The sequence below is a fragment of the Labrys monachus genome, from assembly GCF_030814655.1.
GTDB lineage: Bacteria > Pseudomonadota > Alphaproteobacteria > Rhizobiales > Labraceae > Labrys > Labrys monacha.
This window is the reverse complement of the sequence record NZ_JAUSVK010000001.1, coordinates 1,197,501-1,212,304: the sequence shown is the minus strand read 5'-3', so window position 1 is coordinate 1,212,304 and position 14,804 is coordinate 1,197,501. Positions and strand designations below refer to the sequence as shown.

General features: G+C 60.0%; 11 protein-coding genes, 1 tRNA gene, 2 rRNA genes and 1 pseudogene (1 of these 15 only partly in view). 3 read left to right on the top strand and 12 right to left on the bottom strand.

The genetic code is table 11. From position 1 onward, the window contains the following. Window positions 1-346: 346 nt before the first annotated feature. The 4 genes and pseudogenes from J3R73_RS05350 to J3R73_RS05335 form a co-directional block, all read right to left on the bottom strand. On the bottom strand, window positions 347-967 hold the full coding sequence (locus J3R73_RS05350; RefSeq protein ID WP_307423346.1) for an AraC family transcriptional regulator ligand-binding domain-containing protein: 621 nt from the start codon (window positions 965-967) through the stop codon (window positions 347-349). Window positions 968-1,195: 228 nt separating this feature from the next. Then, window positions 1,196-1,927, bottom strand: coding sequence for an SDR family NAD(P)-dependent oxidoreductase (locus tag J3R73_RS05345; protein WP_307423343.1), 732 nt, complete (start codon window positions 1,925-1,927; stop codon window positions 1,196-1,198). Next, window positions 1,915-3,105: a 4-hydroxybenzoate 3-monooxygenase gene (locus J3R73_RS05340; RefSeq protein ID WP_307423340.1), complete on the bottom strand. Its 1,191-nt coding sequence runs from the start codon at window positions 3,103-3,105 to the stop codon at window positions 1,915-1,917. Before J3R73_RS05340 ends, J3R73_RS05345 begins: the two co-directional genes overlap by 13 nt. A 76-nt stretch (window positions 3,106-3,181) precedes the next feature. Next, window positions 3,182-3,844: pseudogene (locus J3R73_RS05335) on the bottom strand (O-methyltransferase). A gap of 362 nt (window positions 3,845-4,206) precedes the next feature. Between J3R73_RS05335 and J3R73_RS05330 the strand changes: the two are divergent. Beyond that, window positions 4,207-5,016 (top strand): AraC family transcriptional regulator, encoded by an 810-nt coding sequence (locus J3R73_RS05330; RefSeq protein ID WP_307423336.1) that lies wholly within the window; start codon window positions 4,207-4,209, stop codon window positions 5,014-5,016. Window positions 5,017-5,120: 104 nt separating this feature from the next. Here J3R73_RS05330 and J3R73_RS05325 read toward each other — a convergent pair whose 3' ends face one another. The 5 genes from J3R73_RS05325 to J3R73_RS05305 form a co-directional block, all read right to left on the bottom strand. Continuing rightward, window positions 5,121-5,345 (bottom strand): DUF2274 domain-containing protein, encoded by a 225-nt coding sequence (locus J3R73_RS05325; protein ID WP_307437112.1) that lies wholly within the window; start codon window positions 5,343-5,345, stop codon window positions 5,121-5,123. Between the two features lie 740 nt (window positions 5,346-6,085). Then, the gene (locus tag J3R73_RS05320; protein ID WP_307423333.1) at window positions 6,086-7,273 is read right to left on the bottom strand and encodes an arabinose transporter; all 1,188 of its coding nucleotides are present in this window, start codon (window positions 7,271-7,273) and stop codon (window positions 6,086-6,088) included. A gap of 2 nt (window positions 7,274-7,275) precedes the next feature. Beyond that, window positions 7,276-8,031: a class II aldolase/adducin family protein gene (locus tag J3R73_RS05315; RefSeq protein WP_307423330.1), complete on the bottom strand. Its 756-nt coding sequence runs from the start codon at window positions 8,029-8,031 to the stop codon at window positions 7,276-7,278. A 58-nt stretch (window positions 8,032-8,089) separates the two neighbouring features. Further along, the gene (locus tag J3R73_RS05310; RefSeq protein ID WP_307423327.1) at window positions 8,090-8,653 is read right to left on the bottom strand and encodes an isochorismatase family protein; all 564 of its coding nucleotides are present in this window, start codon (window positions 8,651-8,653) and stop codon (window positions 8,090-8,092) included. A gap of 158 nt (window positions 8,654-8,811) precedes the next feature. After that, on the bottom strand, window positions 8,812-9,618 hold the full coding sequence (locus tag J3R73_RS05305; protein ID WP_307423324.1) for a siderophore-interacting protein: 807 nt from the start codon (window positions 9,616-9,618) through the stop codon (window positions 8,812-8,814). Window positions 9,619-9,888: 270 nt separating this feature from the next. Between J3R73_RS05305 and J3R73_RS05300 the strand changes: the two genes are divergently transcribed. Then, window positions 9,889-10,455: a TetR/AcrR family transcriptional regulator gene (locus J3R73_RS05300; protein ID WP_307423320.1), complete on the top strand. Its 567-nt coding sequence runs from the start codon at window positions 9,889-9,891 to the stop codon at window positions 10,453-10,455. A gap of 45 nt (window positions 10,456-10,500) precedes the next feature. Then, window positions 10,501-11,412, top strand: a complete 912-nt coding sequence (locus tag J3R73_RS05295; protein WP_307423316.1) for an SDR family NAD(P)-dependent oxidoreductase — start codon at window positions 10,501-10,503, stop codon at window positions 11,410-11,412. 125 nt (window positions 11,413-11,537) lie between these two features. Here J3R73_RS05295 and J3R73_RS05290 read toward each other — a convergent pair. The 3 genes from J3R73_RS05290 to J3R73_RS05280 form a co-directional block, all read right to left on the bottom strand. Next, window positions 11,538-11,614: transfer RNA gene (locus tag J3R73_RS05290), tRNA-Met, on the bottom strand. A gap of 53 nt (window positions 11,615-11,667) precedes the next feature. Beyond that, window positions 11,668-11,782 (bottom strand): 5S ribosomal RNA (gene rrf, locus J3R73_RS05285). A gap of 221 nt (window positions 11,783-12,003) precedes the next feature. Beyond that, a 23S ribosomal RNA gene (locus J3R73_RS05280) occupies window positions 12,004-14,804 on the bottom strand; it runs 34 nt beyond the window's last position.

Below are 14,804 nucleotides of genomic sequence, written 5' to 3'. Positions count from 1 at the left end.
AGGTTCATGGTTCCCAAAGCGGCGCATCGGCCGCGAGCGAGTGCCGCTTCACATTCGGCACCCGGCGAAACGGGCAAACATACTGGGCGACATTTGAAACCAGCGCCGGACAGCTCGACTGAGCGCCGCCTGCGGACATCGTCCAAGATCGTTGCGAAGGTTGACCCAGCTTCGGTGAGACGACGCTGAAGCGTGCGCGCCGACAGGCCAAATGAACGGGCCACCCCATCGATCGTCGGGGCCCCACCGACGAGAGCATTTCGCAGCTCGGCGGCGACGACCGCCCTTATATCGTTCGCTGGAGGAAGTTCGCCAAGTTCCCGCTCCGCAAGGGCGCCCAGGTAGGTCAAGATGCGTGGCTCCGAGGGCGCCGGACCTTCTCCAACTCAGCGCGATTATAGACCAGCATCGACTCGTCCATGTCGAAAGACACCGTCCGGCCGAATACCTCATTAACGGCGGCCATGGACGCGGGCGCGCTGCAACGAAGCGCGGCGGAGACGGGCCTGATTGCGGCGCCGAACCAATGCATCGGGACAAGCGCCAGATTGCCCATTGACCACAACTCTCCAGCTGCCAAAGCGGCCGTTGGTTGCTTGGAACAGTCTCTCGCTTGCTGATATCGCAAAATGAGCTCGCTCCCTGACAATTCAACCGTGATCGAAAGTCCTTGGTGGACCAAGCGTGAATAGCGTTCGAGATGGGTATATGCGTCCAGCGGTTCCGACGTCCGGCGGAGCACTTCTCCGATGACACTCCACGTCGTCTCGTTCGCATGCAGGGCCAGCAGCGCGCCCACGCCATGGTCGCCACGACCCAGGTCGACGATCGCCGCCCACAAGGAAATGAGCGCACGGTCCGAGTAGCGTGAGGAGTGCTTCTCCCTTGCGCCTGCCGCAGACCTGACCCGCGTCCGGAGTGCCTCGGCGGCTTTCAAGTCAGCGACCCCCGCCGCGGCGGCCGCCACTAGGGCCGTGCTCGTCTCCTGATTGGCGCGGATCCCACCTTAGCGCCGTTTGGCGACGCGCCCGGCCCCTGCCCAAACCGCCGGCAGAGGTGCCAGGCGACCGTCTCGAACTGGTGGTGCCGATCGAGTTCTTCCTACATGGGCAGAACTGAGGCAGCCAACTCATCCGGTTGGCAACGGCGGATCATCAGGTGCACGTCGGCTGCCGGCTGCTTCGCCCCGCAGCCGTCACACCTGAGCCATGCCACCGTCGACGTATAGCTCGGCACCGGTTATGAAGCTTGCTTCGTCGCTGAGCAGGAACCACGCGGCCGCCGCAACTTCTTCCACGCGGCCCATGCGGGCCAGCGGTATCTGGCTGACGACCCCGTCGCGCATTTCGTCTGGGATCGACGCCATCATGGCGGTGTCCGTAGGGCCGGGGCTCAGGATGTTCACGCGCACGCCGCGCGGCGCGAGTTCGCCAGTCCAACTGCGCACATAGGAGCGCAGAGCCGCCTTGGTTGCGGCATATGTTCCATAGGGCGTTGCCCCTTTCACGTCGGCGACCGACCCCAGGAACAGCGCCGCGCCCCCGGCCGTCATGCGTGGCGCGGCTGCCCGCATGGTGAGAAGGGCGCCGCGCACGTTCACCGCAAAGTGGCGGTCGAAATGCTCCGGCGTGGTCTCTTTCAGATCCGCGGGTTCCATGATGCCGGCGTTGTAGACCAGCGCATCGATTTGCCTGCCCTGCTCCCCGACTGTCGCGACGACCCTTTCAATATCCGCCGGGTCGCTCGCGTCGGCCACCAAGCCGCGCGCGGCGGGGCCGATTTGGGCGGCCGCCGCTTCGACATCGACAGCGCGACGGCCCGTCAAGAAGACCAAGGTGCCTTCCTTCGCCAGCCGCTCGGCGATGGCCAGACCGATGCCACTTGCTCCGCCCATCACAAGAGCCACTCTGTTCGTCATCGCCGGCATTGGTTCAATCCCCGCTGGTATTCGCTGTGCAAACGAGCTGCGGTCGGGGAGTCGAACAAGTTATCGAGACGAGCGCGAGCGGCCATCTGGCGAAACGTACCGTTTTGCGTTGGATCGCCCGCGTCATGCATCGTATCGGTCATCCAGGCACTGAACTCCTGGTACTTCCAAATGTGCGGCAAGACCGTGCTTGAATAGGCGTCCAGCGCCGCTCTGTCGTGATCGCGCACCGCATGCACCAGCGCCCGGGCGAGCACATCCACGTCGTAGAGAGCGAGATTCATTCCCTTGGCGCCCGTGGGCGGCAGGAGGTGGGCGGCATCGCCAACGAGGAAAAGATTCCGATATTGCATCGGCGCATAGACCACCGATCGCATGGGCACGAAGTCCTTGTCATGGACCACCGCATTCTCGATTGTGTTGTCGCCGAGACGCAGCCGGACTTCATCCCAGATCCGCGTATCGGGCCAGTCTGCCGGACCATCGCTGAGCGCGCATTGCAGGTAATACCGGCTTCGTTGGGGGCCACGAGGAAGCTGCGCGACAAAGCCGTGGTCGCTGACGCCCATGATCGGATGGCCGGTGACAGGCGCCTCGACGAGCGCGGCCAGCCACGCATAACCGAAGTCATGGCTGTACCTCGTCAAGACACCATCCGGGATCGATGCCCGGCTGACACCGTGCTCGGCGTCGCACCCAACAATGTAGTCGCAGACGAGTTCGTGAGAGCCCGCGGCATCTGAATAGCTGACCCGTGGACGCCGGTCCTCGTCATTTTGGATCGACACGTCGGTGACGCTGAAGCGGACATCACCGGCCATGACATCAATCAGTTCGCGCACCAGGTTATTGACGAGCATTTGCTGGGTGCAGAACCGCCCCGGGCTGCCGTCGTCTTCGATGGTCTCGAAAATGCGACCAACGCCGTTGACACGATAATCGATCGTCTGGGCGAGCGGACCGGCAAGGAGCTTGTCCGCTAGTCCCCATTGTTCGAACATGCGCACCGCGCGTGCATCAACGACGCCGGCGCGCTGCCGTACTTCGACGTGAGCCCGATCGATCCGCTCCAGGACAACACAGGCCACGCCGGAGGTCCGCAGGAAGGTCGCCAACGTCAGACCGGACACACCGGCTCCAACAATGACAACGGCGGTCTCTTCGGAAGTTGAAGTCATGTTTTATCTTTCAGCTAAGCTTTATTTGTTTAGTCTAGGCACGATCACGGGCAGCCGTTTGCGATCGCGAAGCTTTCTATCCCGTCCGCATCGAGAGCTCGACGTCGTCGGCGAACGGGACCGAGAGGTAGCCGTTGGCTGGTTCTCGAACGCAAGCTTCGTAATCCGGGCAATAATTCGTATTGTCCGCGACGATGAGCGAGCCTCGGACGAGCCTGCTTTCAAGCAGGCTAAGGACTTCCAGATAGATGCCTTTGGCGCCGTCGAGCAGAACCAGGTTTTCTCTGGCAGGTCAGTTTTTAAGGTTTGAAGAGCGTCGCCCTCGCGAATTTCAATGAGATCGATGAGGGAAGCCTCCCTCAGGTTTTGGCGCGCGCGCGATTTTCGACGGCTCAAACTCGGTACTGATCAAGCGGCCGCCGCCACTGTCGCGCAAAGCTGATGCAAGATAGATGGTGGAGACGCCGAACGACGTTCCAAATTCTACGATGGTTTCCGCACGAGACGATCGGGCGAGCATATAGAGGAGGAGCCCGGTTTCGCGCGAAACCGCGAGCGGCATATCCTTCATCTGCCGATAAAACTCTAAGTATCGCTTCTTGCTCCGTACTGGATCGGCCGCGTCGTACTGCGATTGACTTCGGCGCCGCAAAGGACGGGTCGATTGAGATGAGGCATTGGGCAATCCCAGGAGGCCACTCAAGACATCGGCGACCGGTTTCGAGTTAAGAATTGTCATTCATGGTTCCTCCTAAATACCGAGCTGGACGCGGAATGTTTGAAGTTCCAGTTTTCGCCGAGCGAACGCTGCATAGCGATTGCCAGCGGGATGGGAGAAACAGCCCGGTGCGAGCGGCCTAACGGCGTTCATTACTGCGTTGCCTGTCGGCCAGATGGCTTCCGGCCTGCGGAGCAGCCAAGCCGCGAGCGTTATCGCACGGTCCGACTGGCGTGGCCGGAGCCTTTCGGCCCGTTCATCTCAGGGTCCCTTCAGCATCCATCGCGCCACGCCTGAGACATAGCCTGCCGACAAGGTTGACGGGAATGCCGTACTTGGCCAATATATATTGAGTTTTTGCCATTCTGCGGGAGCGCGACCCTTTGCCGATCCTGCGTCAATGGAATGACCTGGCTGAACTCATGCCCACGGTCGAATCTGCGCTCCGGGACGTGGTCACGATCGGTGTCGATATGGTCACTGAAGGTTTGGAGCTGGACGATCACTCCCACCGAAAGGCGGAACTCCTCTTTGGGCTCTCCGGCGTCTTTCGTTGTGAAGTCGAGGGCGGCATCTGGATCGTGCCTCCGCAGAGCGCGCTTTGGGTTCCTGGCGGAATGGTGCATCGGATCACCGCCTCCGGGAACATCGATAGCTATGCGACCTTCGTCCAACCGGCGGCAGACGCGAACCTGCCGACGACGTGCTGCACTATCGCAGTCAGTCCGCTGTTGCGCGAACTGATTGTCCGAAGCGCGCAGTTCCCGGCGGATCATGAGGTGGACGGAATAGAATCGGGTGTCGCGGCCTTGCTGCTTCATGAGGTTTCGACAGCGCCGCTCGGCAACCTTCACCTGCCAATGCCGACCGATCCCCGGCTTCGTTCGATCTTCCAGGACATGATGATGGATCCAGCCGATCGCGGAACTCTCGAGTCGTGGGCAAAACGTGCTGGTCTCAGTGTTCGCTCGCTCGAGCGCGTAATCGCCGCTGAGACTGGCATGAGCTTCGGCCGTTGGCGACAACAGTTGAGCATCATTCTCGCGGTGCAATGGCTGGCGAGTGGCGCGTCCGTGAAGCAAGTTGCTGGCGACCTCGGGTACGAGAACGTCAGCAGCTTTGTCACAATGTTTCGAAAGGCGCTCGGCGTCTCGCCAGCCCGTTATATGGCGGAACGCTCAAGCAGACATTGAGCACTCACCTGTCGTCGGAGAACCATCGTCGCGGATTATAAAATTGCGGCTCGGTGTGAAGGCCGCGCGGCATTCGTCAAGGGTGTCCACATCCAGTGAGCCCGCTACGCGGAGCTTTTCTTTTGTAGTTCGCTAAGTTGCTCTACGCTCCGACGAGCCCTAGCCAAGCCGCGGTCAGTCGCCATGAATCGCTCGATCATCGGTACAATCAGCTTGGCTGGGTCCGGCGCTGCTTGACCCGTCCCCCGGCCAAGTATCTCGGCATAAGCAACGAGGTCACGATGAACAGCAACCAGCAGAAGAAGCCGATGCCGACGATGACAAGCAATGGTCCAAAGATGATCATGGCGGTGTACTCCATGAGATAAAGGTCTGACGGTCGCGCCTTCCACCACCACCACAGCGCGACCGTGAGTATAGCCGCAAACCGGCGCCAGCGGGAGCTGGAAATCCCGCTGGCGCTGTGCGGTCCAGCTTGCGTGGGGATGCGCCCCTTCATCGCTGGAAGGGGTCGAATTCATGGACGATCGCGGCGGGAATCGCCGTCATATTCGGTGGATGGCATGACGCCATAACGGCCGGCCGACGTCGAAAATGACGACGCAGACCATCAGCGTGGCGGCGAGGCTCCAGGCGTTGGAGAAGGCGAGAGATTTGGACATCGATGCGGCTCCTGTGCTGGAGCGGGGACCGTCCCTGCCCGACAGGCGCCCGACGTGTCGGGCCCAGGGCCGCAATCACCGCGCCGGCGAAGCCCAGCGGCGGCACGCTTCGCGTAGCCGACCCTCGCGGGTTGATGGCGTCAGGCCCTTGGCCGGACCAAGGATCGGCGCCGCAGACGAGCGGGACGGACCTCCGCGTGCGCCGGAGCAGGTGGCGCGATCGCACGGCATTCGCTTCGATCGACCTCGCGCACGTTCGATGTGCGATTTCGAGCGGTTGGATAGCGCAAATTTGTCCAGCCGAGTCGGCGCTGTGCCCGCGTGAAACATGCCGAGACGTACCGCTCCACGCTGGGGATCGAACGGTAGTCGGCGAAGACGAGGCCAGCGGGGCAAGGCGTTGCGGGCTAAACGCTATCGACGTGCAGTATCGACCGGCGCACCCAAATCGCCATGCAAAGACCGATCGTGGCGGCGAGTCCGCCGATCAGGAACACGGGCGAATAGCCTGCGGAATCAGCCAGCATACCGACGAGGGGCCCCGTCAAGCCGTAGGCAAGATCCTGGAAGGCAACGAACGCGCCCATTGCCGTGCCGCGCAGATGCGCGGGGACCTGCTTGACGACCTCAGAGCCCATGGACGGGTACACCATCGAGCAACCAAGCCCGGTCAGGAAGGCGCCCAATAACGCCGGTAAAGGCCCGGGAGCCAGCCATAGCAAATATTGGCCGCACGCCTCCACGAACAGGGAAGCGATGGCCACCGGGGTTCCGCCGATCCGGTCCGGCAGATGGCCGCAGAGCAGCCGCACCAGAACGAAACCGACGCCAAAGAACGTCAGGCCGAGACCGGCATATGGCCAGCCGTGACTCAGAAAATAGAGAGCAAAGAAGGCGCCCAAAACAGCGAAGCCAACCCCGCCCAGCCCCACAACGCCACCCATCCGCCAAATCCGACCGATGATTTGCCAGATGGACTCGCGCTGCCCCACGAGGGGAGCCACTGCTGGAAACCGATGAATGGCGATTAGTCCGAGCAGCGGCAACACCGTGCACACGCCCATCAGTCCGGCGAAGCCGAACCGATGCAGGAGCAGCAGGCCCAACGGTCCGCCAGCGGCAAATGCGCCGTACATGCCCATTCCCACCAGCGACATGACCTTGCCGGACCGGGCAGGCCCCATCAGACCGAGGCCCCAGCTGATCATCCCCACCATCGTCAGGCTCTCGCCGAGCCCCAAAAGCAGTCGCCCTACGATCAGCAGGGCATAGTCGCCCGACGCCGACAAGTGAGACCAACTCGACAGAAGACAAATCAGTCCTGCGGCCGCGTATATGATCAGGCCCCGCTGCATGGAGTTCTTGCCGCCTAGCCGGTCGGCGCGCGCGCCGGCGAGAGGGCGCGTCAGGATCGTCGATAGAAAAGCGATCCCGACCGCCAGTCCGCCCAAGGCATTATCGAGACGCAGGTCCTGGACGACGTACACCGGCACTCCCGGGAGCGACATGGCGACCGCGAGATAGGAGAGGAACAGCGTCCCCGTGAGTGCGACGACGCGGCGATAGGCCAAATCAGGCTGAGCGTTGTTGCTCATGTCTAAACGGAGTCCGCCGTTCGGTAGCGTGCTTCGACCCCAGCATGGCGGCACCAATATTCCCAGGCACGGTCGTAGCCTTCGTTGGGTTTGGCGTTGGCGAGGCGTTCGCAGACGATTTGAATCTCGCCCTCGGTGAGATATTTGACGGGCGGAAAACGGCTCGCCTGGAACTGCAACTTGGCATTCACCTCCAGGTACACCGCTGTATAGACTGCCTCGCGAACCGATCGGCCAATGACGGTGCAGCCATGGCCGCGCATAAGGGCGGCGTTGTTCGGTCCAAGGACTTTCGCGAAGTCCCGCCCCATTGGCATGTCGGAGATCAGCATGTTGGTGTCGCCGAACAATGTCTGCGCATCCCACACCGGGACCTCACCGCCGATAGGCGCACAGCTATGCACGATGGGGCGGAGCTTCTCGCCGGTGACGCTATAGGGAATGACGCTATGGCTATGACTGTGAACAACCGATTTGACCTCGGGTCGCGCCTCGTAGATCGCGCCGTGGATGTATCTCTCCAGATAGGGCTTGCGCGTATCGCCATTCACGACCTCGCCACCGAGGGTGAGTTCCATGATGTCTTCCGCGTTGATGATTTCCGGCGGCAGCGCACGGGCGATGAGGTAATGGTCGGGATTTTCGGGATGGCGGGCGCTGACATGACCAAAAGCATCGACGACCATTTCGGCGGCGAGAATGCGGTTGGCGGCGACGATGTCCTCGATGAGATCCTTGATTCTGGTGGCGGCATCCATGTGTCTTTTCTCCACGCGGTACTAAATACAAATGATAGGGACCAAACCGTCGGCGGGATCAGGCCGCTCTCGCCTCAAGGAGACCGATGATTTCGTGCGTTGTCCCGGTCTCGCCGAGTCTCGGGAAAACATAAGTGACGCTGTTGGCGTGGGATTCGGCGTTTCGGTCGGTCATCGCATCGACCGCGAGTGTCACATTGAATCCCAGTTCGTAGGCGTGGCGCGCAGTGGACTCGACTCCGATGCTGGTGGCGATGCCGGCGATGACCAGCTGGGTCACACCCTGACGCTTCAGATAGTCTTCAAGGTCGGTGTTCCTGAACGCACCCCAGGTTCGCTTCGTCACGCCATGATCAGTCGGTTGGCGGTTCAATTCAGGCACGAGCTCGGCCCAGTCAGCGGGGCGCGCCCCTTGGCTGAGCGCCTGTTCGGTGCGGCCGGGCGCGACACCGGCCACATTGACGAGCACGACCGGCAGATTGCGCGCGCGAAAGGCGTCGGCGAGCGCCGCAGCGTTCCGCACAATCTCGGCGACGGGATGGGCGCCGGGATGGGCGGTGATGCCCTTTTGCAGATCTATGATGATCAGTGCAATTTTGGGGTCGAGCGTGGTGATGGTCATTGAGATTTCCTTTTTGGGTTTGGCGTTTTGATGTTGACGACCCCGTCAGCTTGTGACCGGGGCAGCTAGGAGGCGCTCGGTCGTCCGTCTGGTCGGTTGGGCTTGGGTCGTTATGTGCAGGCTGAGGCTCGCGCGCGGGGCCATGCGTCGATCGAGGACTATCCTTGGGCCTCAGGTTTTTCGTGGGCCCCAGCCTCTCCGCGCACCCAATATCCGGAACTCTTCGTCCACGCCTTGGGGTGGCCCCAGGTCTCAGACACGAGGCTTCGCAGCGACCGGGAGACACTGGCCTCCGCGGCGATCCAGATATAGCCGTCGCCGCGCGGCGGCCGATGATCGGCGAGAGCCAGACGCAGAAGTGCATCGTCGCTTGCCGACTGGCCCTCACGCGTAATCCAGCGAGGCGTCCAGTCCGCTGAAGTCGCAAATGTCTGGCGTTCTGCGAGCGTTTCGACGGCAACCACGGTGTCGACCCGACCCCCCGGACGCAGTTCTTCGACCCGCCGGCCAATCGCGGGTAGAGCGGTTTCGTCGCCGATCAGCAGATACCAGTCGAAATCATCGGTGACGACATTGGATTTACGGGGACCGCCAATTTCAAGCGTGTCGCCGCGATTGGCCTGCAAAGCCCACGCGGTTGCAGGACCGGCTTCATGCAAAGCGAAATCGATGGTCAACGTCAGCGTTGCGCGGTCAAACTTGCGCGGCGTGTAATCACGCATGCAGACGCCATCGATGCCCCTGTCATCGGGCGTCGATGCAGGGATGAATAGCTTGATATGATCGTCGGGCGAGGCGCTTTCGAAGTCACCGAGGTCCGGTGATTGGAAGACAATGCGCTGCATCCGCGGCGTGATGCGTTCGACGCAGGTCACCGACAGAAAGCGGCGACGCGTGTCGCGACGCAGGCGTGTTATTTGATGGGGGGCGTTAAAAAGCGTTTCCATGTAGTCAACCCAGCGCATAGGGATCACCGACGTCCAACTTGACGTCGTTGACACGATTGCGCGTTGGTTGACGTAAACGCTTACGGTCACATCCTCTGTGACCCAAAAATATTAGCGCGGCTCCTTTTACCGTTCAAGTGGGAACGAAACGCCCTGTCGGTAGCGCAGGAGATTCTGTTTGCGCCGCCTAATGATAAACAAACCTCAACAAGCCACTCAAACGAAACGCGACACCCTATTGACTGACCAATCACTCATTAATTAGATGAGCACGCACGGGGTTTATGGATGGCTAGGCCGAAAAGCGAGAATAAGCGGGACGCAATCGTAGCGGCGGCGATCGAGGTGATTGCCGCCCAGGGGCTGAGTGCGCCCACGGCGACGATCGCCAACGAAGCCGGCATCGCCAATGGCTCGCTCTTCATCTACTTCCCAACGAAGACCGATCTATTGAACGCGGTCTATGTCGCCTTGAAAGTCGAGATGTCTGCGGCGGCGCTGGACGGACTCAATGTGGAGCAGGACGTTCGCCAACAACTCTTCCTGACATGGTCAAATTGGCTGAGGTGGGCCGCAACCTTCCCCAAGAAACGTCGAGCGCTGGCTCTCCTCGGCGTGTCTCACGAGATCTCGCCACAGAGCCGTGCCGCGGGATATCAGGCAATGGCGGGTGCTATGGAAGTCTTGGAGCGATGCCGGTCCGACGGGCCCATGCGCGACTCGGAAATTGGCTTCGTCGCATCACTCGTGAATGCCCTGGCGGAGGCGACAATCGACTTCCTGGTTATCGACCCAAAGAACGCGGACCAACACCGCATCGCTGGCTTCGAGGCGATGTGGCGAATGCTCGCCTAAAATTTTCCAACGCTATGACTGACTACTCAGACATTGGAGTCATGCATGCCTCTCCCGCTTAATATCGAAACCTACGTGGTGACGGGCCCAACCTCCGGAATCGGTCTGTGTGCGGCGCGCGCCCTCTCCAAGCAGGGAAGAGTGGTCCTCGTGGGTCGCAACCACGCCAAACTGGAAGGCGTGCGGACGGCGATTGAGCGCCAGGGCGGCCAAGCGCTCAACGTCATCTGCGACCTGGCGGATCTGGAAAGCGTCCGACGGGCCGCCGCGGAGATCATCGCACTCGACCTGCCGATCGCCGGACTGCTCAACAATGCCGGCATCATGCCTCTGCGGGAAGCCAAGACGCCCGCAGGCTTGGACCTAACTTTCGTGACGAATTACCTCGGCCCCATCGCCCTCACAGAAGCACTGATTCCGCATCTTCCTGACGGAGCGAACATTGCCTTTGTTGTCTCTGCGATCGAGGATCCCGAGCGCAAGCCGGCCAAAGTCATGGGCATGCGCGGCGGCCGCTTCATCTCAGTCGAGGCCAGCGCTAGGGGAAAGTGGCTGCCAGGCGGCGCCAGGATGGCGGGCGTGGACGCCTACGCGACCTCAAAGCAATGTGCTCTTGCGGCCGCGTTCGCTCTCTCTAGGGAGAATCAGCGACTGCAGATCAACGCCGTAGAACCTGGCATCAATCCCACGACTGGACTCGGCGGGGCGAATGCGATTGCGCAGTTTTTGTTCGGCCAGATCATCACGCGGCTGCCGCCATTCAGCCAGTACCGGAGCACACCCGAGCGCGCGGGGAACATCATGACGGCGGTGTTGACGGATCGGTCCAACAAGACTGGCGTTTACTACGATGAGAAGGGTGTTCCGATGACTGGCTCCGCGCTGGCGCACGATCGGCAGTTCCAGGATCGCGTCTTGGCGGAAACGCGCGCCTTTCTTGCCGAGACAGCGGCTTAGCCTGTCCCCGAACACCCGGTTCAAGGATCGTTACGAGATCGATTTCCTGCGCCTGGGGCGTTGCGTTGATTGGAACGCAAAGCCCTCGTCCGGGTTCATACGGGCGAGGGCTTTGTTGGAATCGTTGGTTGCGGGGGCAGGATTTGAACCTGCGGCCTTCAGGTTATGAGCCTGACGAGCTACCGGGCTGCTCCACCCCGCGTTGATTTGGGAGATGTTGGATGCATGGTGATTGGATAAGCTTGTCTTTTGCAGGCCTGGCGACGACCTACTCTCCCAGGTCTTGAGACATAGTACCATCGGCGCTGAGGAGTTTAACGGCCGAGTTCGGGATGGGATCGGGTTCAGGCTCCTCGCTAGGGCCACCAGGCCGGCGAAAGACAAGTGAAGCCCTGGGCAATCGGTACGATTGCGGAGGATGCGCGCCGTGCAATCAGCGCAGCTGATCGTCACGTGAAGCGCATAAGATGGTGTTTCCGGTTTTCCACCGGAACGAACTGGTTGCCATTTTGCTTTGCAAAAGGCTGACCAGTCGGTCCGAGGTTCCACGCAATCGCCTTGCGATTGCGTTGTGAGTATCGACAAATGAGAGCGATCAAGCCGATCAAGCGATTAGTACCGGTAAGCTGCATGGATCGCTCCACTTCCACACCCGGCCTATCAACGTGGTGGTCTACCACGGCTTTCGAGGGAGAACTCATCTTGAGGTGGGTTTCCCGCTTAGATGCCTTCAGCGGTTATCCCGACCGTACATAGCTACCCTGCACTGCGGCTGGCGCCACAACAGGTCCACCAGAGGTACGTCCATCCCGGTCCTCTCGTACTAAGGACAGATCCTCTCAATTCTCCTACGCCCACGCCAGATAGGGACCAAACTGTCTCACGACGTTTTGAACCCAACTCACGTACCACTTTAATCGGCGAACAGCCGAACCCTTGGGACCTTCTCCAGCCCCAGGATGTGATGAGTCGACATCGAGGTGCCAAACGATTCCGTCGATATGGACTCTTGGGAATCATCAGCCTGTTATCCCCGGCGTACCTTTTATTCGTTGAGCGATGGCCGTTCCACAACGGACCACCGGATCACTATGGCCGACTTTCGTCTCTGCTCGACTTGTCAGTCTCGCAGTCAGGCGGGCTTATGCCATTGCACTCGACGACCGATTTCCGACCGGTCTGAGCCCACCTTCGCACGCCTCCGTTACTCTTTGGGAGGCGACCGCCCCAGTCAAACTACCCACCATACACTGTCCCGGGCCCGGATGACGGGTCGCGGTTAGACATCCATGTTCATAAGGGTGGTATTTCAAGGGTGGCTCCACAAGGGCTAGCGCCCTCGCTTCGTAGCCTACCACCTATCCTACACATGCAAACACGAATGCCAGTGTAAAGTTATAGTAAAGGTGCACGGGGTCTTTCCGTCTAAGCGCAGGTACCCCGCATCTTCACGGGGAATTCAATTTCACTGAGTCTATGCTGGAGACAGCGGGGAGATCGTTACGCCATTCGTGCAGGTCGGAACTTACCCGACAAGGAATTTCGCTACCTTAGGACCGTTATAGTTACGGCCGCCGTTTACCGGGGCTTCGATTCAAAGCTTGCACCTCTCCTCTTAACCTTCCGGCACCGGGCAGGCGTCAGACCCTATACGTCGCCTTGCGGCTTAGCAGAGCCCTGTGTTTTTGTTAAACAGTCGCCACCCCCTAGTTTGTGCCCCTCACAAACGGTTGCCCGCTCATGAGGCCTCCTTATCCCGAAGTTACGGAGGCAAATTGCCGAGTTCCTTCAGCATAGTTCTCTCAAGCGCCTTGGTATACTCTACCAGTCCACCTGTGTCGGTTTCGGGTACGGTCCATCGTGGGAGCTATTTCCTGGAACCTCGTGATGGCATGCACAATCCAATAAGCACACACCACGGAAGAGATCCGTCACTACCCACTGGTTGCGGAATATTCACCGCATTCCCATCGACTACGCTTTTCAGCCTCGCCTTAGGGGCCGACTAACCCTGCGCAGATTAACTTTACGCAGGAACCCTTGGACTTTCGGCGACAGTGTCTCTCACACTGTTTGTCGTTACTCATGCCAGCATTCGCACTTCCAATACCTCCAGCGCCCCTCACGGGTACACCTTCACAGGCCTATGGAACGCTCCGCTACCGCTCTTGCGAGCCCACAGCTTCGGCTCATGGCTTGAGCCCCGTTACATTTTCGGCGCAAAGACCCTTGTTTAGACCAGTGAGCTGTTACGCTTTCTTTAAAGGATGGCTGCTTCTAAGCCAACCTCCTGGTTGTTATGGGATCCTCACATCCTTTACCACTTAGCCATGAATTAGGGGCCTTAGCTGGTGGTCAGGGTTTTTTCCCTCTCGACGACGGACGTTAGCACCCGCCGTCTGTCTGCCGCACATTGCTTCCGGGTATTCGGAGTTTGGTTAGGTTTGGTAGAACGGTAAGTTCCCCTAGCCCATCCAGTGCTCTACCCCCCGGAGCATTCATGCGACGCACTACCTAAATAGTTTTCGCGGAGAACCAGCTATTTCCGAGTTTGATTGGCCTTTCACCCCTAGCCACAAGTCATCCGAGGCTTTTTCAACAGACACCGGTTCGGTCCTCCAGTGGGTGTTACCCCACCTTCAACCTGCTCATGGCTAGATCACATCGGTTTCGGGTCTAATAAGACGGACTGAACGCCCTGTTCAGACTCGCTTTCGCTACGCCTACACCTACCGGCTTAAGCTTGCCCGTCTCACTAAGTCGCTGGCCCATTATACAAAAGGTACGGTGTCAGCCTTGCGGCCTTCACCTGTTTGTAGGCACCCGGTTTCAGGATCTGTTTCACTCCCCTCGTCGGGGATCTTTTCACCTTTCCCTCACGGTACTGGTTCGCTATCGGTCACTGAGGAGTACTTAGGCTTGGAGGGTGGTCCCCCCACGTTCAGACAGGGTTTCACGTGCCCCGCCCTACTCTGGTCTCTTCCATCAATCGTTCCATACGGGGCTATCACCCGATATCGCGCAGCTTTCCATCTGCTTCTGGTAATCTCAGGAAGAGCACTGGCCTGGTCCGCGTTCGCTCGCCACTACTAACGGAGTCTCGGTTGATGTCCTTTCCTCCGGGTACTTAGATGTTTCAGTTCCCCGGGTTCGCTTTCAATCCCCTATGTATTCAGGGAAAGAATACCTCCTTGTGACAATTGTTAGTCCAAAGCCGCAACACACCCAATCCCTCGCAATGTCTCCATTGCCGGTCTCGGATGCGCAACGTCCTCAAAATAACAATTGTCGGAAGTGGGTTTCCCCATTCGGATATCTCTGGATCAATGCCTGTTCGCGGCTCCCCAAAGCTTTTCGCAGCGTACCACGTCCTTCATCGCCTCTCAGTGCCA